At 63.1% G+C, this 23,823-nt stretch carries 20 protein-coding genes; 6 read left to right on the forward strand and 14 right to left on the reverse strand.

All coding sequences use genetic code 11. From position 1 onward, the window contains the following. Positions 1-29 precede the first annotated feature (29 nt). Positions 30-1,292 carry an urea ABC transporter substrate-binding protein gene (gene urtA, locus BMW75_RS03360; RefSeq protein ID WP_092576746.1) on the reverse strand — a complete coding sequence of 421 codons (1,263 nt, stop codon included), beginning with the start codon at positions 1,290-1,292 and terminating at the stop codon, positions 30-32. Positions 1,293-1,488: 196 nt separating this feature from the next. Between urtA and BMW75_RS03365 the strand changes: the two genes are divergently transcribed. Together BMW75_RS03365 and BMW75_RS03370 are read left to right on the forward strand one after the other, a co-directional pair. Next, positions 1,489-4,881, forward strand: a complete 3,393-nt coding sequence (locus BMW75_RS03365) for a hybrid sensor histidine kinase/response regulator (RefSeq protein WP_092576748.1) — start codon at positions 1,489-1,491, stop codon at positions 4,879-4,881. Further along, positions 4,865-5,758, forward strand: a complete 894-nt coding sequence (locus tag BMW75_RS03370; protein WP_254791928.1) for a response regulator — start codon at positions 4,865-4,867, stop codon at positions 5,756-5,758. The genes BMW75_RS03365 and BMW75_RS03370 overlap by 17 nt, the downstream gene beginning before the upstream one ends. A gap of 57 nt (positions 5,759-5,815) precedes the next feature. Here BMW75_RS03370 and BMW75_RS03375 read toward each other — a convergent pair whose 3' ends face one another. The 7 genes from BMW75_RS03375 to BMW75_RS03405 form a co-directional block, all read right to left on the reverse strand. Continuing rightward, on the reverse strand, positions 5,816-7,225 hold the full coding sequence (locus BMW75_RS03375) for an aminotransferase-like domain-containing protein (protein ID WP_254791929.1): 1,410 nt from the start codon (positions 7,223-7,225) through the stop codon (positions 5,816-5,818). A gap of 626 nt (positions 7,226-7,851) precedes the next feature. After that, the gene (locus BMW75_RS29405) at positions 7,852-8,322 is read right to left on the reverse strand and encodes a hypothetical protein (RefSeq protein ID WP_175493086.1); all 471 of its coding nucleotides are present in this window, start codon (positions 8,320-8,322) and stop codon (positions 7,852-7,854) included. Positions 8,323-8,601: 279 nt separating this feature from the next. Further along, positions 8,602-9,558 carry a helix-turn-helix domain-containing protein gene (locus BMW75_RS03385; protein ID WP_092576759.1) on the reverse strand — a complete coding sequence of 319 codons (957 nt, stop codon included), beginning with the start codon at positions 9,556-9,558 and terminating at the stop codon, positions 8,602-8,604. Positions 9,559-9,633: 75 nt separating this feature from the next. Continuing rightward, positions 9,634-10,053, reverse strand: a complete 420-nt coding sequence (locus BMW75_RS03390; RefSeq protein ID WP_092576762.1) for a putative quinol monooxygenase — start codon at positions 10,051-10,053, stop codon at positions 9,634-9,636. A 37-nt stretch (positions 10,054-10,090) separates the two neighbouring features. Next, on the reverse strand, positions 10,091-10,678 hold the full coding sequence (locus BMW75_RS03395; RefSeq protein ID WP_092576765.1) for a VOC family protein: 588 nt from the start codon (positions 10,676-10,678) through the stop codon (positions 10,091-10,093). A gap of 14 nt (positions 10,679-10,692) precedes the next feature. Further along, positions 10,693-11,067, reverse strand: coding sequence for a 4-hydroxythreonine-4-phosphate dehydrogenase (locus BMW75_RS03400; RefSeq protein WP_092576768.1), 375 nt, complete (start codon positions 11,065-11,067; stop codon positions 10,693-10,695). A gap of 126 nt (positions 11,068-11,193) precedes the next feature. Then, positions 11,194-11,943, reverse strand: a complete 750-nt coding sequence (locus BMW75_RS03405; protein WP_092576770.1) for an SDR family NAD(P)-dependent oxidoreductase — start codon at positions 11,941-11,943, stop codon at positions 11,194-11,196. Between the two features lie 186 nt (positions 11,944-12,129). Between BMW75_RS03405 and BMW75_RS03410 the strand changes: the two genes are divergently transcribed. Further along, positions 12,130-13,032: a LysR family transcriptional regulator gene (locus BMW75_RS03410; protein ID WP_092576773.1), complete on the forward strand. Its 903-nt coding sequence runs from the start codon at positions 12,130-12,132 to the stop codon at positions 13,030-13,032. A gap of 182 nt (positions 13,033-13,214) precedes the next feature. On the opposite strand, the gene BMW75_RS03415 is transcribed toward BMW75_RS03410, so the two are convergent. After that, positions 13,215-13,784, reverse strand: a complete 570-nt coding sequence (locus BMW75_RS03415; protein WP_139208486.1) for a TetR/AcrR family transcriptional regulator — start codon at positions 13,782-13,784, stop codon at positions 13,215-13,217. Between the two features lie 117 nt (positions 13,785-13,901). Here BMW75_RS03415 and BMW75_RS03420 point away from each other — a divergent pair, with 117 nt between their 5' ends. Next, complete coding sequence (locus BMW75_RS03420; RefSeq protein WP_092576776.1) at positions 13,902-14,369, forward strand: nuclear transport factor 2 family protein; 468 nt, start codon at positions 13,902-13,904, stop codon at positions 14,367-14,369. A gap of 187 nt (positions 14,370-14,556) precedes the next feature. Further along, positions 14,557-15,495 (forward strand): LysR family transcriptional regulator, encoded by a 939-nt coding sequence (locus BMW75_RS03425; RefSeq protein ID WP_092577312.1) that lies wholly within the window; start codon positions 14,557-14,559, stop codon positions 15,493-15,495. A gap of 31 nt (positions 15,496-15,526) precedes the next feature. Here the strand turns inward: BMW75_RS03425 and BMW75_RS03430 are convergent, their stop codons facing one another. The 5 genes from BMW75_RS03430 to BMW75_RS03450 are packed head-to-tail and all read right to left on the reverse strand — an operon-like array spanning position 15,527 to position 22,350. After that, positions 15,527-17,071, reverse strand: a complete 1,545-nt coding sequence (locus BMW75_RS03430; protein ID WP_092576779.1) for a M81 family metallopeptidase — start codon at positions 17,069-17,071, stop codon at positions 15,527-15,529. An 11-nt stretch (positions 17,072-17,082) separates the two neighbouring features. Further along, complete coding sequence (locus BMW75_RS03435; protein ID WP_092576782.1) at positions 17,083-18,675, reverse strand: ABC transporter substrate-binding protein; 1,593 nt, start codon at positions 18,673-18,675, stop codon at positions 17,083-17,085. Between the two features lie 46 nt (positions 18,676-18,721). After that, positions 18,722-20,572 carry a dipeptide ABC transporter ATP-binding protein gene (locus tag BMW75_RS03440; protein WP_092576785.1) on the reverse strand — a complete coding sequence of 617 codons (1,851 nt, stop codon included), beginning with the start codon at positions 20,570-20,572 and terminating at the stop codon, positions 18,722-18,724. 3 nt (positions 20,573-20,575) lie between these two features. After that, the gene (locus tag BMW75_RS03445) at positions 20,576-21,409 is read right to left on the reverse strand and encodes an ABC transporter permease (RefSeq protein ID WP_092576787.1); all 834 of its coding nucleotides are present in this window, start codon (positions 21,407-21,409) and stop codon (positions 20,576-20,578) included. Next, positions 21,409-22,350 carry an ABC transporter permease gene (locus tag BMW75_RS03450; protein ID WP_092576790.1) on the reverse strand — a complete coding sequence of 314 codons (942 nt, stop codon included), beginning with the start codon at positions 22,348-22,350 and terminating at the stop codon, positions 21,409-21,411. The genes BMW75_RS03445 and BMW75_RS03450 overlap by 1 nt, the downstream gene beginning before the upstream one ends. Positions 22,351-22,828: 478 nt before the next feature. Here BMW75_RS03450 and BMW75_RS03455 point away from each other — a divergent pair, with 478 nt between their 5' ends. Beyond that, a complete protein-coding gene (locus BMW75_RS03455; protein ID WP_092576793.1) occupies positions 22,829-23,761 on the forward strand; it encodes a LysR family transcriptional regulator in 933 nt (310 codons plus the stop codon). The last annotated feature ends 62 nt before the right edge of the window (positions 23,762-23,823 follow it).

Raw genomic sequence — 23,823 nt, forward strand, 5'->3', positions numbered from 1 at the left:
CGCCGCGCGCGGCGCCCGGATCGAGGTGATTACTGATAGCCCTTGGGGAAGGGATCGGGCTTGATCAGCTCCGGGGTTTCGAAGATCACGTCGAACTGGCCGTCCTTGCGGATCTGCGCGATGCGCGTCTTGCTCCACAGGTGGTGGTTGGGGTCGATCTTGACGTAGCCTTCGGGCGCTTCCTTGAATTCCAGGCCGGCCGAGGCGGCGACCACTTTGTCGACATCGAAGCTGCCGGCCTTTTCCACCGCCATCTTCCACAGCCAGGGGCCCAGATAGGCCGCCTGCGTCACGTCGCCGACCACCGCATTGGCGCCGTACTTGGCCTTGAAGGCTTCGACGAATTTCTTGTTGTTGGCGTTGTCCAGGCTCTGGAAGTACTTCATGCACGACCAGAAGCCCTCGGCGTTTTCACCGCCGATGCCCAGCAATTCGTCTTCGGTCACCGAGATGGTCAGGAGCTTCTGCTTGCCGCTGGTGACGCCAGCCGCCTTGAGCTGCTTGTAGAAGGACACATTGCTGCCGCCCACCACCACGGCGAACACGACATCGGGCTTTTTCAGTTTGATCTTGTTGATCAGCGAGCCGAATTGCGTGTGGCCCAGCGGGTAGTATTCCTCGCCGACCACTTCGCCCTTGAGCACGTTCTCGATATGCTTCCTGGCGATCTTGTTCGACGTGCGCGGCCAGATGTAGTCGGAGCCGATCAGGTAGAACGAGCGCGCCTTCTGCTCGCGCGACAGCCAGTCCAGGCTGGACAGGATCTGCTGCGTGGCCTCCTGGCCGGTATAGAAGACGTTCTTGGATTGCTCCAGGCCTTCATAGAAGGTCGGGTAGTACAGCAGGCCGTTTTCTTTCTCGAACACCGGCAGGACCGCCTTGCGCGAGGCCGACGTCCAGCAGCCGAACACGGTGGCGACCTTGTCGCTGACCAGCAGCTTGCGGGCCTTTTCGGCGAAGGTCGGCCAGTCCGAGGCGCCGTCTTCCTGGACGATCTTGATCTTGCGGCCCAGAATGCCGCCCATGGCATTGATCTGCTCGATGGCCAGGCGCTCCGATTGGATCGACCCCGTTTCGCTGATGGCCATGGTGCCGGTCGCCGAGTGCAACTGGCCTACCGTGACTTCCGTGTCGGTAATGGCCAGGCCGGTGGTGTTGATGGCCGAGGTGGCCGGGGCCGCCGCACGCGACAGCGCCGGGATGCCCAACAGCGGCAGAGAGGCAAAAGCCAGGGCCAGGCGCCGGCGCGAGGGCAGTTCCGGAGCATTATCAAAAGGGGTTTTGCCAGACATCGATGACTCCTCAATGGATCACGACCAGGGAAACCGAGCATGCGCGGCACATGCCGCAGCCCGGACGGTGAGGGCATACTAGGAGCCTATGCCGCAGTGCAACATACGTTGATTGACGTACAGGCAGCCCTGCCTCCCGGGCGTTACAACGGCAACTACGTTCAATGACGTATCCCCCACTCCCTCGGAGCCCGACTTGTCTGCCAGCGCGCCCCAACGCATCGTCAAGATCCGCCGCGACTACAACACCTGGGTCGCCAATGAGACGCTGGAAGACTATGCGCTGCGTTTCACGCCCGTGTCGTTTCGCAAATGGTCGGAGTTCCGCGTCGCCAATACCGCCCTGGGCGCCGTTTCCTTCCTGGCGCTGGAAGCCATCGGCGGCGCGCTGGCGCTGAACTATGGCTTTATCAATGCGTTCTGGGCCATCGTTGCCGTGGCCCTGGTCACCTTCCTGACCGGCTTGCCGATCGCCTATTACGCGGCGCGCCATGGCCTGGACATGGATCTGCTGACGCGAGGCGCCGGCTTTGGCTATATCGGCTCGACCATCACCTCGCTGATCTACGCCTCCTTCACCTTCATCTTTTTTGCGCTGGAAGCGGCCATCATGGCGCTGGCCATCGAACTGGCCACCGGCTTGCCGCTGTCCATCGGCTATCTCCTGTGCGCCGTGGTCATCCTGCCCATGGTGGCGTATGGCATCACCTTCATCAGCCGGCTGCAGTCATGGACGCAGCCGATATGGCTGGTGCTGCTGCTCTTGCCCTATGCCTTCATCGCCTTTCGCGATCCCGGGGCGTTGCAGGAGTTCCTGCAGTTTCCGGGCTATGACGGCCGGGGCGGCAGTTTCAATCTGCTGATGTTCGGTTCAGCGGTGGCGGTGGCCGCCTCGCTGGTGACGCAGATCGGCGAACAGGTCGACTTCCTGCGCTTTCTGCCCGAACGCACGGCGGCCAACCGCCGACGCTGGTGGCTCGCGCTGATCTGCGCGGGTCCGGGCTGGATCCTGCCCGGCGCGGCCAAGATTCTGGGCGGCGCCTTTCTGGCCTGGCTGGCCCTGTCCCTGGGCGCGCCCGCCGACAAGGCGGGGGACCCCACCCACATGTATCTGGCGGCGTATACCTATGTCGTCAGCGATCCCGGCCTGGCACTGGTGCTGGTGACAGCCTTTGTGGTGGTCTCGCAGGTCAAAATCAACGTGACCAATGCGTATGCCGGCTCGCTGGCCTGGTCCAACTTCTTTGCCCGCATCACGCACAGCCATCCGGGCCGGGTGGTGTGGCTGGTGTTCAACGTGCTGATCGCCGTGGTCCTGATGGAGATGGGCGTGTTTGGCGCGCTGGAGCATGTGCTGGCGGTGTTCTCGCACGTGGCCCTGGCCTGGATCGGCGCGCTGGTGGCGGATCTGGTGATCAACAAGCCGCTGGGCCTGTCGCCGAAACGCATCGAGTTTCGCCGCGCCTATCTGTATGACATCAACCCGGTCGGCGTGGGCAGCATGCTGATCGCCATGACGCTGGGCCTGCTGGCTTTTGCCGGCGTGTTTCCGGGCACGGCGGGCGCGCTGGCGCAGGCCTTGTCGCCCTTCGTGGCCTTGCTGGCGGCCTTTGTCTGCGCGCCGGTCATCGCTTGGCGCACGCGGGGCCGCTACAACCTGGCGCGCACGCCCGTCGATGTCGCGGGTTCGGATCACGTCTGCGTGATCTGTGCCAACCGCTTCGAACAGCCCGACATGGCGCATTGCCCGGCCTATAACGGCGCCATCTGTTCCTTGTGCTGCACGCTGGATGCCCGCTGCCAGGATCGCTGCAAACAGCAGGGACGCCTGAAGGATCAGGTGCAGGCTGTGTTGAGCAGGCTGCTGCCGGCGCGCGTCACTCCGCTCTTGCATAGCCGCCTGGGCCACTACCTCCTGATCGTGGCGGGCATGGGCGCGCTGCTGGCCAGCATTCTGGGCCTGATCTACTACCAGGAGGTCGCCAGCCACATGCGGGCCGGCCTGGACCCCTCGGGTCTGCGGCCGACCTTCCTGAAGCTGTACGCCGCCCTGTTGCTGATCGGCGGCGTGGCGGCGTGGTGGCTGGTCCTGGCCCATGAAAGCCGGCGCGTGGCGCAAGAGGAATCGGATCGCCAGACCCATTTGCTGCTGCGCGAAATCGAGGCGCACAAACAGACCGACGCGCAACTGCAGCAGGCCAAGGAAGCCGCCGAAAGCGCCAATCTGGCCAAGAGCCGCTTCATGGGCGGCATGAGCCACGAATTGCGCGCGCCCTTGAACAGCATTCTGGGCTATGCGCAGATCCTGCTGCGCGACCCGGGCCTGCCGCCGGCGCGGCGCGAGGCCATCGACGTGATTCATCGCAGCGGCAAGCACCTGATCGGCCTGATCGATGGCTTGCTGGACATCGCGCGCATCGAGGCGGGCAGGCTCAGGCTGGAGAACAGCGAACTGCGCCTGCCGGAGTTCCTGGAACAGATCGTGCAGATGTTCCGGCCGCAGAGCACGCTCAAAGGGCTGACGTTTTGCTATGAAGCGGCGGAACTGCCGTCCATCGTGCATATCGACGAAAAGCGGCTGCGGCAGATTCTGATCAACCTGTTGAGCAATGCGCTGAAATTCACCACGGAAGGTCAGGTGTCGATGCGCGTGAAGTCCGCGGCGGACATGGTGTTGTTCGAAGTGGAGGATAGCGGCCGGGGCATACCGGCCGAGGACCTGGAACGCATCTTCCTGCCCTTTGAGCGCAGCTGGGCGGCGGTCGAGCAGGCCGATTCCGGCACGGGCCTGGGCCTGACCATCTGCCGCATGCTGACCGGCATCATGGGCGGCGAATTGACGGTGCGCAGCGCCGTCGGCCGCGGCAGCGTGTTCACGCTCAAGCTGTTCCTGCCGGAGGTACGCTCGCCGCGCAGCGATGCCCGGCCATCGGGGCTGGTGGTGGGCTATCGCGGCGAGCGGCTGCGGATCCTGACGGTGGATGACCAGCCTTCGCAGCGGCGCCTGGTCCGCGACCTGTTGGAGCCGCTGGGCTTTGAGGTGCACGAGGCGCCGCATGGCGCCGCGTGCCTGGCCTGCGTGCATACGCTGCGGCCGGCCATGATACTGATGGACGTCTCGATGCCGGACATGACCGGATGGGAAGTCTTGCGGCGCCTGCGCGATACAGGCGTGGCCGTGCCCATCGTGATGCTGTCGGCCAACATCCTGGGGCTCGATCCGAAAGACCCGGCGCAGCGCGGGCATGACGCATTCATTGCCAAGCCGGTGCTGTATGAGGATTTGCTAAGTCATCTCGGCCGTCTGCTCAAGCTGGACTGGCAGGTGGCGCAGGTGGAACCGGCGCTGCCGGCGGGCGACCTGCATCGTGTGGCGCTGGAGCGCGAAGATGCCGAGGCGCTGCTGGAACTGGGGGCCATGGGCTACATCAAGGGCATCCAGGCCAAGCTGGAAGAAATACAGGGCCGCCGGGCCGAAGCGCGCGAACTGACGACGCATCTGCGGGCGCTGGCTGGCGAGTTTCAACTGAGCGAATTCAATCAGCTGCTTAAACATCATGTACAGCGTCACCATGCCCACGCCCGATAAGAACCTCGTCATGCTGGTCGATGATGCGCCAGACAATCTGAAAATGCTCTCCACTGCATTGGATGCGGCGGGCTATCAGGTGCTGGTGGCAATCGATGGCCAGTCGGCGATAGAACGGGTGGACTTCGTGGTGCCGGACATCGTGCTGCTCGATGCGGTCATGCCGGGGATGGACGGGTTCGAGACCTGCGCGCGCCTCAAAGCGCATCCGGCGGCGGCCGATGTGCCGGTGGTCTTCATGACGGGCCTGACCGATCCCGAGCACGTGCTGAAAGGGTTTCAAGTGGGCGGCGTGGATTACGTGACCAAGCCGCTGGACCCGGATGTGGTGGTGGCCAGGCTGCGCACGCATTTGCGCAATGCGCGCAGCCTGTCGGCAGCCTTCGATGCGATCGATGCGGCGGCGCGCGCCGTGGTGGCGCTGGATGCGCGCGGGCTGCCGATCTGGAAGACGGGCAAGGCCCGTATCTGGCTGGCGGCGTATTTTGGCTGCGCCGAGGACGCGGCGGATCTGCCGGCGCCCTTGGCGGATTGGGTCGCGCGCAATCTGGCGGCCGGCCCCGCGGCCGACCCCTTGGCGATCGTCAGCGCGCGCGGACGCCTGACCCTGAGCCTGTCGGCATCACGGCGTAGCGGCGAGACCTTGCTGCTGTTGCAGGAGACCGCGCCGCTGGCGCCGGCCTACGGCCTGACGCCGCGCGAGGCCGATGTGCTGCGCTGGTTGGCGAAGGGAAAAACCAATCGGGACATCGCCGAGATCCTGGGCATGGCGCCACGCACGGTGAACAAGCACCTGGAACACATCTACGTCAAACTGGGCGTGGAAACCCGCGCGGCGGCGGCGGCGCTGGCGGTGCGGCAGGGGGAAGCGTTCTGACGCGCAATCCTGGGACTCGTCGTGACGACTGATCGTGACACAGGGCGTCCGGGCAACTCAGACCACGTGTGAAACCCGCCTGGCAAGATCGCCCTTGAGCAACTCCGCCAACCGGGTCAGACCCTGCGTCAGCCGATCTCGATCTATGGCGCCCCCCAATGACACTCGCAGCGCCAAGGGGCTGAACGACCCCGTGGAAAATGACGCCGAGTCCGTGACGCTCAACCCTTGTTGCAGCGCCGTCTGGGTAAGCCGGTAGAAGTCGATATGACGCGGCAACTGCAGCCAGAGGTGCAGCCCATTTGGGTCGGCCTGAATATCGCCCGGGAGGATCGACGCCGCAATGGCTTGTCGATGCCGCAGCTCACTCCTGACCTGTGCCAGCCATTGAACGGCAGCGCCCGACGCTATCCACGTCGTCGCCATTTCGGTCATCCAGGGCGTGGGCATCTGCGCCAGCGAACGCAGGGCATCGAGCACGGGACTTAAGGGCTCACCGGCAGGCACGACCAGGTAGGCGGTTCGAAGGCCTGGCGCGATGCATTTGGATAGCGTCGACACGTAATAGACCGGCGTCGACGACGTATGGGCAGCCAAAGAGAACATCGTGCTTGGCGCACGCTCGGCCAACAGCCAGTAAGGATCGTCTTCAATGACGGGCAGCGCGTACTTCTCCGCCACACGCAACAACTCCATTCGTCGCTCGGTGGAGAGCGTCAGCGCAGTCGGGTTCTGAATCGTCGGATTCAAATACAGCAGCGCGGGACGATGTTGTTCGCACACGCGGTCAAGGTCGACAGGATCCATGCCGAATGCATCCGACTTCACCCCCACCGCCGAGCGCTGGAGCAAGCGGGCCGCGGCCAAAAAACCTGGGTAAGTCAACGCATCGCAAGCAATGGCATCGCCGGACTGGCTTTTGGCCAGAAGCAGTGCCGCAATAGCGGTTTGCGCGCCAGGGCACACCACGATCCGCTCAGTGTCCAGGCTGCCCGTCATCGGCTGCAGCCATTTCGCCGCGGCTGCGCGATGCCGATGGGCCCCTGCGCCCACGTGATAGCTCATCAGATCCATCGAGCTAGCCGCTGCCTGCGTTGCGCTGCTGCCTTGCGCAAGCATGTGCGCAAACGCCGCACTGCCGAGCAAGGGCGGGATGTTCATTCCCAGATCGATCGTCCCGCCGGTTTCCAACCCCGAATAGGCAACATAGGTCCCCCCCGCCCCCTGCGCTTCCAGAATCCCTTTCTGGCGCACTTCCGTGTACGCACGCGTGACCGTCGTCAGATCAACGCCCAATGTCTGAGCCAGTTCACGCTGCGGGGGCAGGCGGTCGCCCGGCCGAAGCACACCGTCCTCGACCGCGGTAACGATCTGCGTGGCGATCTGCTGGTACCGCGCGCCTGCGCCTGCGGTAAGGGGTCGCACCCAAGACATGTTTGCTTTTTTCAGGCGAGGGGAGAGAGACATGTCTTAGCGAGAGGTATGGGGGTTGGGCCGCTTCTGGAGGGATAAAAATCCATACAAGGCTAACCATTCAACTTCTTGTATGGATTTTATCGGTAAAATTCGGAAATCTTGTATGGAGTATAACGCTCGCCCTGGCCGCTCCAGCCCTCCCGGCTACCGTTCGATTGTCTTTGCCTGGCCCATGCGTCGTACACGAAGCTGCCGAAGCAGCGTTTTGAGGAAATGATGAATTTTTGGATCCCTGTAGTCCTCGGTACGTTCAAGGTCCTCGTCCTGGGCACGTTCATGTTTCTCGCCATCAAGTCCCACTACGATGGGGCAAAGAAAGAGAAGGAGAAAAAGAAGGAAATAGAAGGACCGTAAGAGACATCTCGATGCGCCAGATGCAGGCAATGCGTGGCCGGCTGTGCAACAGCTACACGGCCGGCATATCGGCAGTCCTCATGCGCAGGCTTGGGCCGACTCGCCACGCACGCGTTGGCGTGTCCCCGCCTCCAGCGCTGCCGACAGGGCGTCGGAAGACGTAATCGCAACAGGAACGCCTTCTGGCGTTGGCTCGGGCCTGGTGCCGCCACGGTTTCTTCAGAAGGGCGACGTGATGACGGCCCGCAGTCGCAATTCCCAGATCAGGGAGATTGGCTGCTACTGGCCTGAGACGCCGCCAGGGCAACGGCGCTCTCGAAATTCTTCCCGTTTTCGTTGGCAATGGCCTCTGCCAGCTTCATCATCATAGACATCAAAGAAGCGTTCAGCACCGCCACTTTCACTTGAAGCGCGCCCGTCATTGCTGCCTTTTGCTCTTCATCCATCGTGGCGGTCTGAACATCGCGCAGCTCCTCCAACGCTTGCGCAAGCTGCTTCTCCAGTTGCGCTATTTGCTCCCTGAGGGACTCGAGCGATTCACCACCATTCTTGGCGGGCTCAGAATCCTGGCTCTGCTTCGCAGCCGACGTGTCGGTCGCCGACGAATCAGCACTTGTTCCCGGCTCCGATTCCGGGACGCCGGCTTCATTTATTGGGGGATTGGAAGGGGTAGAGGGTGCTTCGTACCTCGAAACGGCTGGCGTCAAACCGACACTGCTGATCTCTAACGTCACTGTGATGTCTCTAAAGAAGTGGCTTGGAATGCTGTTGTCGCCTCGGAATCGGCGGCCACCGACCTGGCGCGGACACGGTTGTCCTGGCGAAAGCTCCCGCGCTCCTCCGCGCCGCAGTCAAGTCGAATGCCTCCTGCAACACGCCAAAATTCTAGTAGGTGACCTACGGCTCCGATGGCCGTTCCGCGCCACTGCGATTGCCTGGTTGCGCCATATCCGGCCCCAGCAGGACGGACAATAAAAAGAGGCGCCGCTCTCTAAGCCATGCCGCTGGCGAATCTAGGCCTGCCTACGAAATTCTCCGGGCGTGAGCCCGCAGAAAAGACGAAACTGCCTGACAAAATGTGATGCATCGCTGTAGCCGCACCTGCGACCGATCTCCGAAACGCTCAAGGAGCGAAACATGCGATTTGCGAGCATTCGCTTCGCCGTCTCAAGCCGCATCTCGGCGATCGCCCGCGGAATCGACATCCTCAATCCGGCAGTATGCCGGTACAGGGTACGCACGGAGATGCCTAGCTCTACCGCCACATCTGCAGCCGTAAGGTTGAACTCAGAATGGCGGTCGAGCAGAACCTTCCTGATTTGTTCAACCATGCTTCTGGCGGCAGTTCGCGTCGTCTTGGGAGCATCCTCCACGGCAAGGCCGACGAGGGCGCCGAGTTGATCGACGAGCGTGCCCTGCCGCTCCGCCGCTGCGTTCGTAAACTCCGAACATAGCTGCCGAACAAACGCACACAACACACGCGACCAACCCATTGAGGCGTCCAACCGCATTCCTACGTGATCGTCAGGATTCGCTATCCATACGTTTGTCCAACGACTTGGAAGACTGAGCGAAAAGACCTCTGATTCATCCGGTAGGCGCAGCGTGAACTCCCGAAGCGAACTCAACAAAACAAGGTCTTCGGGTTGCAGGCTTTCAGCACGTCCACGGGTACCCAACGACCACACCGAGCGGTATGAGCCAATAAGGAAATAGCATTCTCGACTATCTTCGGCGATGTGGGCCTCGGTACGCCGGACCGTCACGCCGATACTGGCCTCGGTCTTGCTGATGCGCAAAACCCCCATCTGACGCGACCGAAGCTCTGCCCGAAAGCGCTCATCGTCGGGGATGGTGATCTCGACCTTGGCGATCGACTGGCCGACCGCGTCTATCCAGTAATTCCTTTTTCGCGTCGTTGGAACAGTATCGGTGGACCAAAGCTGGACCAAGGCATCCGGATCATTCATGAGAAGTTTTGCCAGCAATCATAGGCATGCGGATCGCGCGGAGCTTCCCACGCGCCGCATGCCCCGCTGCGCGCCTTAGCTTGTAGCCACCTTGCTCCTGGGGTCGTCGATGATCTGCCGCTCGATTTCGTACCGGACGCCTTGCCGGTCCAGGATTCGAACATGCTTGACGACGTGCGCCAGCGCGGCAAGGAACGAAGGAGCTTGTTCGTGACGCTCGTAAGCATCCTCATCCGCCCAGCCCTCCACCAGATGAAACAGATTGGAGTCCGTCAAATCCGCGGCAAAGGCGTAGTAAATGCAGCCAGGCATCTTTCTGGCGGCCAATACGTCGGGGATGACAGCATCGACAAATGACTGCCGGTCCTGAGGATGCACGCGGTAATAGGCTGCCACCACCAACGCTGTCGGGAGGTCTTTGTCATGGTCGGCGGGAGACGCGCCGTGGTCGGGGAATTGCGCGCCATAGGCGCCGGGTCGATGGGGAAGGTTCATATCATTCCTTTCGTTTGGTCTGGCTTGGTGTGTCTGCTCACTGCCCGGGATGCTTGGGATTCCACAGCCTGAGGCTGCTGCGGCGCTCATAACCCTTTCCATTCGGGTAGCTGACCAGTTCCATGTCTGAACCCCAGGGTGAGCGGAAATGCACCCATGTCTCACCTTCGGTATCGCCGGAAGTCATCTTGACGGGTTCCCCCAGGACCGTGATGCCGTTGGCCTTGAGGTAAGACACCGCGCCCTCGATATCGTCGGTGTAGAACGCGATATGCGAGGCACCGATATCCTCGGCGCGCGGCATATCCTTGTTGCCATGCGGATTCCTGTACTCGAACAACTCGATGTTCGAACCCTCTGCACAACGCAGCATGGCAATCGTCACGCTATCGGCGCGGGGCGCGAAACCCGCGGCATCGGCCGATGCCGCCGGATCCAACTGAAATGGTCCGATCCGCGTCACGGGTTCGCATCCGAAAGCACTGTCGAAGAAGGCTTCCGCTTGCTTCAGATCGGGCACGTTGATGCCCACATGATCCACACCCGCGACACGGATGCCAGACGCCTGCGAAGCGCCACCTGCCAGAACGCCAATTGCCATGAGGCAAGAAGCCAGTCGTTTCATGATGCGTATCTCACTTATGGGCGATCGAGAAAGACATGGGCGCTTGCAAGCTTTCCGTCCCTGATGGTGAAGATATCCTCCCCATGCACCTGAGCCGGGTTACTCCGCGGACCATAGCTCCAGACCACGCGGCCGACACCATGATTCCAAGTGACCGGAGCGGGCGCAAACAGAAATCCCGCATGGCCTGCCTGCACCTGCTCGATCAGGCGGTTTACATCCGCATAACCCGCAGAGACGCCACTCTGATCGGCCACGAAGAAATCAGCCGTGTACACCTGCTCGAACTTCAATTCTCGGGATCGGGAATTGGCGTCATTCCATATCGAAAAATGCATGTCGATCAGGCGTTGAGCCAGATCGACGGCGTCGTGGGTATCGTGTTTCATTCGTGGAGTTTCCTGTGCGTGCGTCCCAGGCGCGCTGCACATCGCAAGCAGCGCCAGTACGCAATGAATCAAGGATTTCATGCCGGACGTCGAGGTATCGGAAGCGCAACGCATCCAGACAATCGCTCAGACCTGCGCCATGCCGCCGTCGACAAACAGTTCGATGCCGTTGACGAAGCTCGCGGCATCGGAAGCAAGAAACGCCACCGCCTTGCCCACCTCTTGCGGCTCGCCCAGGCGACCCAGCGGCACCTGCGCGGCCAGATAATCAAACAGCCCCTGGCGCGCGTCATCCGGGACCAGGCCGCCCAGGCCAGGCGTGCGGATCGGGCCGGGGCTCACGACATTCACGCGGATGCCGCGCGGCTTCAGATCCAGTGCCCATGAGCGCGCGAAGTTGCGAACCGCCGCCTTGCTGGCGCTATACACGCTGAAGTTTTCCGTCCCCTGGATCGATACGGTCGACGCGGTCAGGATCACCGAGGCGCCATCGACCAGCAGCGGCAAGGCCTTTTGGACGGTAAACAGAACGCCACGCACGTTGGTGCCGAAGATGCGGTCGAAGTGCTCCTCGGTAATCGCGCCCAGCGGCATCATGTCGCCGCCGCCCGCGTTGGCGAACAGGATGTCGAGCTTGCCGGCGGTCTTGGCGATTTGGGCGTAAACGGCGTCCAGATCGCTCAGCACCGAAGCGTCGGCCCGGATGCCGGTCGCCGTGCCGCCGATGCTGGCTACAGCGGCGTCAAGTTCGGCCTGGCGGCGTCCGGTGATGAAGACGCGCGCACCCTGCGCGGCCAATTCCTGAGCGGTCGCCAAACCGATACCGGTGGTGCCGCCCGTGACGAGTGCGATCTTGCCGTTGAGTTGCTGATTCATGATGAGCTCCGTTTACTTGATTAGGAAGTTGTCAGTCAGCCGGCTATGTAGGGAAAGTCCTTTAAAGCGCCGTGTTGACTGGGCATGGAGGTACTGTAGGCGCGCCGTGATAATGAATAAACCCTGTAAAATTGAAATAACTATCCATGCTTATGGATAATTGGCGCAAATTGAGGGATTTCAGGCATGGACCAATTGACGGCCATTCGCGGCTTTGCACGCGTGGTGGAAGCAGGCAGTTTCACGCGGGCGGCGGATTCCCTGGACATGCCCAACGCCACGCTCAGCAAGATGGTCCAGGACCTGGAGGCGCACCTTGGCGTGCGCTTGTTGCAGCGAACGACTCGGCGCGTGACGGTCACGCCCGAGGGCCGCGAGTACTACGAGAAGACGCTGCGCATCGTGCGCGACCTGGATGACATCGACGGCTCATTCAACGCCGTACAAGGAAAACCCAACGGCCATCTGCGCATCGATGTCGGGGGATCTACCGCACGCGACGTGTTGATTCCCGCCATCCCCCACTTTCTGACGAGCTATCCCGACATCCGGATCGACCTGGGCGTGTCTGACCGCCCAGTCAATCTGATCAGCGACAACGTCGACTGCGTGATTCGTGGTGGTCCGCTTGACGATTCATCGCTGGTGGCGCGGCACATCGGTACCGCGGACCTCATTACGTGCGCGACTCCGGGGTACCTTAGACAGTTCGGCACGCCGGCCTATCCGGACGAGCTCAAGAACGGCCACAAGCTGGTGAGCTACCTTTCGCCGCAGAATGGGCGCGCATTTCCATTCCGATTCGAACGCGATGGGGAGAAAGTGGAGATCAAGGTTGACCACCGCGTCGGCGTGAATGAAAGCAACGCGCACCTCGCCGCTGCCCTGGCGGGATTGGGGATCGTCCAGACCTTCACCTATGCGGCTGGCGCCGCGCTGCGAAGCGGCGCACTGGTAGAAATCCTGAAACCGTGGCGGCCACAGCCCTATCCCTTCCATGTGGTGTACCCGCACAACCGCCATGTCACGCATCGGCTGCGCGTATTCATCGACTGGCTCATGGCGCATCTTCCTCAACGGCTCCGTTAAGACGTGCGGAAGCCAGCACCCAGTCCTCATGATTGGGGCTCGTGGAGCAAAGAAGTCTCCTTTCGCCCAAGACTGCGAATCCGGCTGACTAAAAAAGACCGCGCATAGCGGTCCTTTTCACGATGGGTGTCGACGACACAAAGATGATCAATAGCGGGAAACACATACCGCTGGCGCCGCCATCACGCCTCAAGAACACAGCGCGAGAGACTGCGCATCGCATCGATGGCGTGATCGGTGGATTCGCCCATCTGGGCGTGCACGATGGCGCCGTCAATGGCGACCGTAAGAGGGCCGCCCAAGGTATGGCCAGTGCTCTCGAAAATCTCGTCCAGGCATCGCGCGACGTCATTCTTGTGGTCGCGCACGATCTTCAATATCTCGGGATGCGTGGAGCCGAACTCGGCCGCGGCATTCAAGAACGCGCACCCGCGGAATTCCTCGCTGTCGAACCAGTCGCGCAGCGTGAGCGCCAGCGAGTCGATCTGCGACGCGCCAGCGGCCAGCTTGGACGCAAGACTCTCTCGAAACCACCGCATCCATCGTTCGTGGCGGAACTCGAGATACGCCATCACCAGCACTTCCTTGCTGGGATAGTGCCGATAGAACGTCACCTTGGTGACAGCGGCGGCTTCGATGATCTTGTCGACCCCGGTGGCGCGGATGCCCTGACCGTAAAACAAGGCATGGGCCGCATGCAGGATGCGTTCACGGGGCGAGAGCGTGTCGACGGGGGGAGTGTTGCGTGTCATGGCGCATTGTAGACAGATCGGTCCACTGCCCGCAATTTGAAGTAGACAGGTCGTTCCACTTGCATTACTCTGCGCAGGTAGACAGATCGTTCTACTCTCTTTTGCCCAGGAGCAATCATGGAAACTCGCCCCCCGCTGCCGCCGTTCACCAAGGAAACCGCCGTCCAGAAGGTACGGCTCGCCGAAGATGGTTGGAACACGCGCGACGCCGCGAAAGTCGCGCTGGCCTATACGCTGGATACCAAGTGGCGCAATCGCGCCGAGTTCGCCAACAACCGTGCGGAAGCCCAGGCCTTCCTGGATCGGAAGTGGAAGAAGGAACTGGACTACCGGCTCATCAAGGAACTCTGGGCGCACGACGGCAACCGGATCGCCGTGCGTTACGCCTACGAGTGGCACGACGACGCGGGCAACTGGTTCCGCTCTTATGGCAACGAGAACTGGGAATTCCTGCCCGATGGACTGATGCATCGCCGCTACGCGTGCATCAATGACATGCCGATCAAGGAATCAGAGCGCAAATTTCATTGGCCGCTGGGCCGCCGGCCCGACGATCATCCGGGCTTGTCGGAACTTGGGCTCTGAAAGATCGCAAGAATGGGGATGCGAAAGGTCAAGCCTGTGTGGGCTTGGCCTTTGCTTGCTAAGGCGTTTGATGGCGCCCGGCGCAGTCGGTGTTAGACGCATCATTGGCGTGCCAAGAGTTCTTTAGGAGACATCCGGGCGCATGCTTTCCGTTAGTATGGAGCGCACCGCAACCCTGCCCGCTAACATGCTCAACACTGCCCTGCGCTATTTTCTTGAAGTCGTGGACTCGGGCTCGCTTACCTCGGCCGCGCAGAATCTGCACGTGGCGCCGTCGGCGGTCAGCCGGATGGTGCGCAAGCTGGAAGAAGAGCACCAGACACTGCTCTTCGAACGTCACGCACGCGGCATGGTCCTGACCGAGGCGGGGCAACTGTTGAAGGCCTATGCGCGACGGGCCTCGCTGGAGGCAGAACGCGCCCGCGCGGAGATCCGCGACCTGAACCAGGTCGGACAGAAGCTGATCCGCATTTCGGCCAACCAGGCCTTCGGCCGCGAGTTGCTGCCGCGGGTCATCGGAGAATTTCGCGCGATCGAACCATCGCTGCGGTTCGATCTGAATATCCTGCAGTCCTCGGAGATCAACCGGCGCGTGCGCGAAGGCGAGGACGACATCGGCATGAGCTACAACCTGTCGCCGCCCCAGGGCGTGCACGTGCAGTACGCGCGCCGCATGCCGGTCATTGCGGTCATGGCGCCGGACCATCCGCTGGCCGGCCGCAAGACCCTGTCGATGCGCGATATCGGCAACCACCCTGTCGTGCTGATGGGCCCGGGCAGCACTATCCGCTTCATCATCGACCTGTGCTGCATGCACGAGAAGATCGAACTCAACGTGGCCATGACCTGCAACAACCAGGGCGCAATCGAGAACAGTTGCCTGCGCTGGGGCGCAATCAGCTTTTCTGGTGACCTCACGGTCATGACCTCAACCGAACGCGGGGAATTGATAAAGATCCCGATGTCCAACCCCGAGCTGCATCAGCGCAATATGCATATCCAGACGATGGCGGGCCGGCATCTGCCGTCCAGCGTCACCCGCTTCGTGGAATCGCTGAGTGCGCACATTGACGCCGCCTACGCCGATGCTGCCTGGATGGCTGCCCGGCTGGACACCGCCCTCTAGGCGTGCCGCCTGGGAGGGCCCGCACCCATTCCTAGTCCGCCAGATCCGCCGCCCATTCCGGCTCGCGCCAAGCGGCAACGTCGTCCAGCGGCCAAACTGGCCGGGGCAGCCGCTTGAAGTCGATCTGCTTCAGGTTCGGCGTGGTCAGCCCGGGGCTGTCCACGTCGTGGATGCGCTCGTCGGGGAAGAACTCGTCGAAGCCCGCCCGATAGTGGCCGCGGCTCTTGACGATCACGTGCCGGGCCTTCGCGATGTCGATGCCATGCATCTCCAGCATGGCGGGTTCGGCCAATTGGCGGCGCAGGCTGCCCACCACCACCTTCATGCCCGAATCCGCCAACTCCAGCACGCAGGTCGCGCCCATCGAGAACTTGCGCCCGCGCAGGATGCCGCGCCGGCCCATGCCTTCGCCGTCGGTCAACTTCAGCACACGGGCACGTGCCGCGTATCGGCGCGAGTACTCGGTCTCGACCTGGTTGAACACCGCGTCGAATTCCGCCCCAACTCCTAGCTCCCCAGCTTGCGCGGCCAAGGCGGGATCGACGAACACCCCCAGCACCACGCCGGGGATGCGCGCCTGGTCGAACGCCCGCAGCAGCCAGGTGGTATTGCCCCGCCCGCCACCGCCGGGATTGTCGGCCACGTCCGCGAACAAGAGGGGCTGCGCGGCGCCGCGGGCCAGTTCCACGGCGCGCGCCACGTCCACCGTATTGACGACATAGCGGCTCCGGTCGGCCCAGCCTGCGCGCGCCACCTTCATGGCCGCGCGGCGAGCCGCCTGCAGGTCGCTGCGCGCGGTGACAGTGATGGTCACGCCGCACTTGGGCAGGTCCGAAAACACGAATCCCGAACACACCGCCACGTTGGCGATGGGCCCATCGCCCCGCTTCTGCGTCAGCGATGCGCCCAGCGCCACCAGATCCGCATAAGGCCCGCTGGCGGTCGACAGCGTGACGGAAGGCGGAGTCAGAGGCAGGCGCACATAGGCCGTGACCATGCGCGTGCCGTCCAGGATCTCTCGGATCATGTCGGCCGCTTCCGCCGCCCGCTCGCGCTGGTCCACGTGGGGGTTGGTGCGGTAGGCGATCAGGCCGTCCAGTGCGTCCACAGTTTGCGCCGAGACGTTGCAGTGCAGGTCGTGCGTGACCACGACGGGAACGTCCGGCCCGACGACGGCGCGCAACAGGCGCATCAGCGCCGCCTCGGTGTCGTCCTCGCCTTCCGCGGACGAGGCCCCATGGTTCGCCACATACACCGCGTCCACCGGCATGGCGGCGCGTAGGCGCTGCTCCGTTTCGGCCAGGAAGGCGGCCCAGACACTGGCGCTGGCCGGCCCGCCCGGCGGCGCGCCGATTACGATCAACGGCGCCGGCGTCCAGCTTCCCGTCTGGTTCATGCGGTCATAAAACCCGGACACTTCGCTGGGCAGGCGACTGGGGCCGCGCGCGAGCTCGGAGATGGCCTCGCCCTCCTCCCAGCATTGCGCTTGGAAATCGGCCTTGACCGACAGCGGGCAGAATGCGTTGGATTCCAGGTGAAAACCAAGAATGGCGACCTTGGGAGCCTTGCTGCTCATACGAAACTCCCTCAGGCCTTGTGCAATGTGTAGAAAAGCGACATCTGGGGCTGGAAATCCTTCCATTCGCGGCGCAGCGCGCTGACCGGATAGCTCGCGCCCAGCGGGATGTATGGCACATCCTCGAACACCTGCAATTGGATCTCGCGGCAGATCTTCTTCTGAGCTTCCAGGTCGGGTGCGTTGAACCAGTCCAGGCGCAGCTGTTCCAGGCGTTCGCTCGTGGGCCAGCCGAACCAGGCCTGCTTGCCGTTGCCGCGCATCGGCAGGTGGCCCGCCGGGTCCAGATTGTTGGGGCCGGTGTTGCCCGTGAACGCCACGCTCCAGCCGCCTGCCGTGGGCGCTTCCTGGTTGTTGCGGCGCTGCACGGCGGTGCCCCAGTCCATGGTCTGCAAGTCCACCTTGAAGCCCAGGCGCTTGAACAGGTCCGCCGTCACCAAGGCGGCGGCATGCCAGGTCGGGAAGTCCACCGGGTCCAGCAACACCACGGTCTCGCCCTTGTAGCCGGCCGCCTTGATCGCCGCGCGCGCCGCGTCGATATCGCGCTTGCCGGTCAGCTTCTCCATGCCCGCGTCGCTGTCCATGGGCGAACCCGGCACAAACACGCCGCAGCGGTCGCTCCAGTATTCCGGGAAATCGGCGCCATTCATCGCCGTCATGTATTCGGTCTGGTTCACCACGCTGAGCACGGCGCGGCGGATCACAGGATTGTCGAACGGCGCGTGCAGATGGTTAAAGCGCATTACGCCGATTGTCGGCAGGCTGCGCTTGACCAGTTGGATGTTGGAATCCTGGCTCAGGATGGGCAGAAAGTCGCTGTCCACCATCTCGACGCCGTCGACCTCGTTGGCCTGCAGGGCCGCGATGGCCGTAGCGCGGTCCGGAATGATGTGCCAGTGCACTTCGTCCACGTGCGCCACCTTGGGGCCGGCCGTGAACACCGGCTTCCTGTCGTCCTTGCGCGGCACGTAGCCGGCGGACTTTTCATACACCACGCGCGAGCCGGATACCCACTTGCCGGCGGCAAAGGTGAACGGTCCGCTGCCAACCATTTCCTTGACCTGTTCGGTCTCCGGCAGCTTGGCCAGGCGTTCCGGCATGATGCAGGCCATGTTGCCGGACTGGCGGCCCAGCGCGTTCAGAATCAGGGGAAAAGGCTTCTTGAGCTGGAACTGGATTGTCTTGTCGTCCAGCGCGGTCAACGATTCGGTCGCCTGCATCAGGGACCGACCCATCAGGTCCTTCTTGGCCCAGCGCTGGATGCTGGCCACCACGTCCTGCGCGCGCACTGGCGCGCCGTCATGAAACTTCAGGCCGTCGCGCAGCGTGATCTTCCATAGCAGCCCGCCATTCTCACTGACTTGGCCGGCGGCCATCTGCGGGCTGGGCAGGTATTGCTCATCCAGCCCATATAGCGTGTCGAACACCAGTTGAGCGTGCACCTGCGTCATGGCTACGGTGGTGAACATGGGATCCAGCAAGGTCAGGTCCGCCTGGGGAACCCAGCGAAACGACGTTTTCGCCGGCGCGGCCCACGACAGGCCCGGCAAGGTCCAGGCGGCCGCCGAGGCGGAAGAAGCCAGCAAGAAATTCCTACGATCCATGTTTTATCTCCAGGATAAAAAGGGAAAAAGCGACGTTCTGTTGCCGCTAGTACGCGCCGCCGATACAGTGCCGCGCCACGAAATGTCCAACACCCACCTGCACCAGCGGCTGCACCACGGGCTCGTCGCCCACCGCGCGGGCCGGACTGGGCAGTTCGCTCAGTTCCAGCGCGGCGCGGCGCCGCTGGGAGGGATCCGCGATCGGCACGGCTTGCATCAGCTTTTTGGTGTAGGCGTGCTGCGGGTTCTCGAAAATCGCCTGGCGCGGTCCAATCTCGACGATCTGGCCCAGGTACATCACCGCGACCCGGTGGCTGATGCGCTCCACGACCGCCATGTCGTGCGAGATGAACAGGTAACTCACACCCAGGTCGCGCTGCAGGTCGATCAGCAGGTTCACGATCTGTGCCTGGATCGAGACGTCCAGCGCGGACACCGATTCGTCGGCGATCAGCACCTTGGGATCCACCGACAGCGCCCGCGCGATGCATATGCGCTGGCGCTGTCCGCCGGAGAACTCGTGCGGCCAGCGCCGCATCATCGACGCGTCCAACCCCACTCTCTCGAAAAGCTCCGCAGCGCGCCGGTCCGCCTGCGTGCCGCTGAGCAGGTTGTGGATCAGCATGGGCTCCTTGACGCACTCTCCCACCCGCATCCGCGGATTCAGCGAGGCGAAGGGGTCCTGGAATACGAACTGCATGTTCCGGCGAAGGGCCAGCAGCGACGCGGGGTCATCCTGGCGCACCGGCTTGCCCTGGAATTCGATCGTGCCGCGCGTGGTCTTGGCCAGACGCAGCAGAGAACGTCCGGTGGACGTCTTGCCGCAGCCGGACTCGCCCACCAGGGACAGCGTCTCGCCGGCGTGCAGGTCGAAACTGACCTGCTCCACCGCGTGCACCCGCTTCCTGACGCGGGCGAAGACGCCGCCGCGCACGTCAAAGCGCGTCACCAGGCCACGCACACTCAGCACCACCTCGTCCTTTGCCCCAAGGGCGGGCGGCTTGGCGGGCTGCCCCGCGTCCCCGTCGGACAGCAGCGGAAAACGCGCCGGCAGCGCGGTGCCCTGCATCGCACCCAGCCGCGGCACCGCAGCCATCAGCGCCTGGGTGTATGGGTGCTGCGGCGACTTGAACAGGCCGTGCACATCGTTGTTCTCGACGACGTCGCCCTTGCGCATGACCATGACGCGGTCCGCCACTTCCGCCACCACACCCATGTCGTGCGTAATGAAGATGACGCCCATGTCCATTTCGCGCTGCAGCTCGCGGATCAGCTGCAGGATCTGCGCCTGAATCGTCACGTCCAGCGCCGTGGTGGGTTCGTCGGCAATCAGCAGCGCCGGCTTGCAGGACAGCGCCATCGCGATCATCACGCGCTGGCGCATGCCGCCCGACAGCTCATGCGGGTAGCGCCCCATGATGGCTGCGGCATCCGGAATGCGCACCTGGTCCAGGACCCGGCGGGCTGCGGCCGCGGCCGATCTTGCGTCGCCAGGTTGATGCAGCCGGATCGCCTCGACGATCTGCGAACCCACGGTGAACACCGGATTCAGCGAAGTCATGGGCTCCTGGAAAATCATGCCCAGGTCATTGCCCCGCATCGCGCGCATGCTGTCCTCGGAGGCCGCCACCAGGTCCACCGACTGTCCGGGACGCCGATGGAAAGTCATGCGCCCGCCTTCAATGCGACCGCCCCCGAATTCAACCAACCGCATGACCGCCAGCGAAGTCACCGACTTTCCCGAGCCGGACTCGCCCACGATCGCGAGCGTCTCGCCGCGGTCCACGTGCAAGCTCAGCGACTTGACCGCGCGGAACGTGCTGTCGCCGCGTCCGAAGGCAATCGACAGGTCCTCGATCTCCAACACGCGCCGGTTCTGTTTCGTTGTCGTGTTCATCACTCAGATCCTCTTGGCCATGCGCGGATCCACCGCGTCGCGAAGTCCGTCGCCCAGCATATTGATCGCCAGGATCGTGATGGACAGGAACACAGCGGGGAAGGCGATCAGGTGCGGCTTGATCTGCCACAGCGCGCGCCCTTCGGCCATGATGTTGCCCCACGACGGCACCGACGGTGGAACGCCCGCACCGATGAACGACAGGCTAGCTTCGGCCAGGATCGCCACGCCGCAGATATAGGTGGCCTGCACCATCAAGGCGGCGAGCGTGTTCGGGAAAATGTGCCGCAGCACGATGCGCAGGCGACTGGCGCCCGCGGCTACCGCCGCCTCTACATAGGGTTGCTCGCGCAGCGTCAGCACCAGGCCGCGCACCAGGCGCACCACGCGCGGCACTTCGGCGATGGTGATCGCGATGATCACGTTCTGCAGGGATGCGCGGGTCAGCGCGATCAGCGCGATTGCCAGCAGGATCGTCGGAATCGACATGAAGCCATCCATGATCCGCATCACCACCGCATCCACCCAGCGCACAAAGCCCGCCGCCAGGCCGATGAATATGCCGATCACGGTGGACAACGCCGCCACGGTAAAGCCCACAATCAGCGACACTCGCGCGCCGTAGATCACCCGCGAATAGACGTCGCGTCCCAGCAGGTCCGTACCGAACCAGAACTGCGCATTCGGCGAGCGCGTGCGGTGGATGGGGGAGAGCGCCGTCGGGTCCACCGTTCCCAGCCACGGCGCGCACACCGCGATCAGGAACAGCAGCAGGAGCAGCGCGCCGCCGACCGCCGTGGTCGGATGCCGCTTGAGAAAGCCGGTAAAGGTATTCATCAGTACTTGATCCTCGGGTCAAAGGCGCGGTAAAGCAGATCGACCAGAAGGTTGACCAGCACGTACATGAAGCTGAAAAGCAGGATCACCCCCTGGATGACCGGATAGTCGCGCCGCAGGATGGCGTCGACCACGAGGCGTCCCAGGCCGGGAATGGAGAACACGGTCTCGGTCACCACCGTGCCGCTGATCAGCAGGGCCACGCCGCTGCCGATGACGGTGATGATGGGCACCGCCGCATTCTTGAGCGCATGGCGGAACAGCAGGCCGCGGTTGCCCACGCCCTTGGCGCGCGCGGTGCGCACATAGTCCTGGCTCAAGGTTTCAAGCAAGGTCGCCCGCGTGATGCGGGTGATCAGCGCAACGTAGACGCTGCCCAGCGCCAGAGCCGGCAGCACCAGCGTGTGCACGGATGCCCAGAAACCCGTGGAAAGCGGTACATACCCCTGCACCGGGAACCAGCGCAGCTGCAGGCCAAAGATCCAGGCCAGCAGATAGCCCACCGCGAACGAAGGCACGGAAAAGCTGAACACCGCCAAGACCATGATGCCGCGGTCCTGCACGCGGTTGTGCTTCCACGCCGCCAGCGCGCCGATGGGGATGGCCACGGCAACAGAGACAAACAGCGTCATCAGCATCAGCGAGAACGTTGGCACCAGCCGCTGGCTGATCATGTGGCTGACCGGCAACCCGGTGAAGAGCGACGTGCCCAGATCACCGTGCAGCACATTCCAGCTCCATTCTCCAAAGCGGTGGAGAAAGGGCTGGTCCAGTCCCAGCGTCGCGCGGATTCGCGCGATGTCCTGCGGCGAGGCATCCTCGCCCGCCAGCAGCGCCGCCGGATCGCCCGGCGCCAGGTCCAGCAGGCCGAATACGAACAGCGCGACAAACAGCATGACGGGCAACGTCATGAGCAGCCGTCGCAATGTGTACGAGAGCATTGATTCCCCTTGTCTATTACCGGCCCGGTGCGGTGCCCGGCCGTGATACCGAAAAATCGTCCTGGCTGAGCGCGCAGGCCGACTTGCGGCGAATTCTAGATAGCGGGGAGGCTTCCAACCATATCAATATTTTTAAAAAAGCGTTGCGTTAATTAGAATTCTCTCGGAAAGCCTTGCGGGGGTTGGATAAGCGAGCGGCGGGCATGACCGACGGCTAGGGAATTCCCCTAGCAAAAACAGGCCGAAAACGCAGGCTGCCAGGCCTGTCCAGAAATGGCGCCCCGAAACTCAATCATCAATGGGCGCTGATGCCGAGAAGCCTCAAACCCAGGAGGCAGCCTGCCAGCGCGACTTTCGCCACGATGGTGCAGACTCATCCGTTGATGATGAACGGCATGCGAGTTTTCCGTTGAATGCTTCATCCGCTATCTGAAAAAACCTATGATTGCGCAACGGTAAACCCACGGAGCGCGCAGCCATGCCACGTCCCGATCTCAATCTCCTGCTGGCGCTGGATGCGCTGCTCGACGAAGGCAGCGTCATCGGCGCTGCGCGCCGCATGCACCTGAGCGCGCCGGCGATGAGCCGAACCTTGAGCCGCATCCGGGAGGCATTGGGCGATCCGGTGTTCGTCCAGGTCGGCCGCAAGCTCATGCCCACGCCCAAGGCGCTGGCACTGCGCGAACAGGTGCGGGTGGCGGTAGAACAGGCCTCGCAGGTGTTCGCTTCCGATGCCCAGATCGACCTGAAATCGCTGGATCGGCGCTTCAACGTCCGCGCCACCGATGAGTTCGTAAGTATCCATCTGGGCCATCTCCTGGATGCGATGGCGCAGGAGATGCCGCGGGCGATGCTGCGCTTTTCGCCGGAGGAAGACGACCTCGACGAAGAGGCGCTGCGCAGTGGCCGCATCGACCTGTTCATCAGTGCCTCGCGCAAGCTGGGGCCGGAGATTCGCGTGCAGTCCCTGTTCACCACGACGTTCGTCGGTGTCGCGCGCGCCAACCATCCGATCTTCGCCGAAGAAATCACGCCCGAACGCCTCACGCGCTGGGAGCACATCAATGTGTCGCGGCGCGGCAAGGCCGCCGGGCCCGTCGATGCCGCGCTGGAGGCGCAGGGGCTGCGCCGGCACGTCGCCCTGGTGCTACCCAATCCGTACACGGCGCTGTTCGCATTGCAGGATTCCGATTTGCTGTTGCCCTTGCCCCGGCATCTGGCCAGCACCGCGCTGTCCGCGGGCCTGCGCATTCGCGTGTTCGACCTGCCCACACCGCTGGAAACGGTGCTGCTGACGCAGGCCTGGCACCCGCGCATGGAGGGAGATCCGGCCCATCAATGGCTGCGGCAGACCATCCATACGCTCTGCAGCGAGAGCCAGGCGCAGGCGGCCAAGCGCGCCAAGCCGTAGCGGCGCGCGCACGCCAATGCGTGCGTAATACGCAATCATCCGAGTGCAATAAATGCACTTTT

Source organism: Achromobacter sp. NFACC18-2 (assembly GCF_900108985.1).
Taxonomy (GTDB): domain Bacteria; phylum Pseudomonadota; class Gammaproteobacteria; order Burkholderiales; family Burkholderiaceae_B; genus Achromobacter.

Coding starts and splice junctions, on each gene's coding strand:
- urtA (WP_092576746.1), bottom strand. CDS start 1,292: ATGTCTGGCAAAACCCCTTTTGATAATGCTCCGGAACTGCCCTCGCGC.
- BMW75_RS03370 (WP_254791928.1), top strand. CDS start 4,865: ATGCCCACGCCCGATAAGAACCTCGTCATGCTGGTCGATGATGCGCCA.
- BMW75_RS03375 (WP_254791929.1), bottom strand. CDS start 7,225: ATGTCTCTCTCCCCTCGCCTGAAAAAAGCAAACATGTCTTGGGTGCGA.
- BMW75_RS03385 (WP_092576759.1), bottom strand. CDS start 9,558: ATGAATGATCCGGATGCCTTGGTCCAGCTTTGGTCCACCGATACTGTT.
- BMW75_RS03390 (WP_092576762.1), bottom strand. CDS start 10,053: ATGAACCTTCCCCATCGACCCGGCGCCTATGGCGCGCAATTCCCCGAC.
- BMW75_RS03395 (WP_092576765.1), bottom strand. CDS start 10,678: ATGAAACGACTGGCTTCTTGCCTCATGGCAATTGGCGTTCTGGCAGGT.
- BMW75_RS03400 (WP_092576768.1), bottom strand. CDS start 11,067: ATGAAACACGATACCCACGACGCCGTCGATCTGGCTCAACGCCTGATC.
- BMW75_RS03405 (WP_092576770.1), bottom strand. CDS start 11,943: ATGAATCAGCAACTCAACGGCAAGATCGCACTCGTCACGGGCGGCACC.
- BMW75_RS03410 (WP_092576773.1), top strand. CDS start 12,130: ATGGACCAATTGACGGCCATTCGCGGCTTTGCACGCGTGGTGGAAGCA.
- BMW75_RS03415 (WP_139208486.1), bottom strand. CDS start 13,784: ATGACACGCAACACTCCCCCCGTCGACACGCTCTCGCCCCGTGAACGC.
- BMW75_RS03420 (WP_092576776.1), top strand. CDS start 13,902: ATGGAAACTCGCCCCCCGCTGCCGCCGTTCACCAAGGAAACCGCCGTC.
- BMW75_RS03425 (WP_092577312.1), top strand. CDS start 14,557: ATGCTCAACACTGCCCTGCGCTATTTTCTTGAAGTCGTGGACTCGGGC.
- BMW75_RS03430 (WP_092576779.1), bottom strand. CDS start 17,071: ATGAGCAGCAAGGCTCCCAAGGTCGCCATTCTTGGTTTTCACCTGGAA.
- BMW75_RS03435 (WP_092576782.1), bottom strand. CDS start 18,675: ATGGATCGTAGGAATTTCTTGCTGGCTTCTTCCGCCTCGGCGGCCGCC.
- BMW75_RS03440 (WP_092576785.1), bottom strand. CDS start 20,572: ATGAACACGACAACGAAACAGAACCGGCGCGTGTTGGAGATCGAGGAC.
- BMW75_RS03445 (WP_092576787.1), bottom strand. CDS start 21,409: ATGAATACCTTTACCGGCTTTCTCAAGCGGCATCCGACCACGGCGGTC.
- BMW75_RS03450 (WP_092576790.1), bottom strand. CDS start 22,350: ATGCTCTCGTACACATTGCGACGGCTGCTCATGACGTTGCCCGTCATG.
- BMW75_RS03455 (WP_092576793.1), top strand. CDS start 22,829: ATGCCACGTCCCGATCTCAATCTCCTGCTGGCGCTGGATGCGCTGCTC.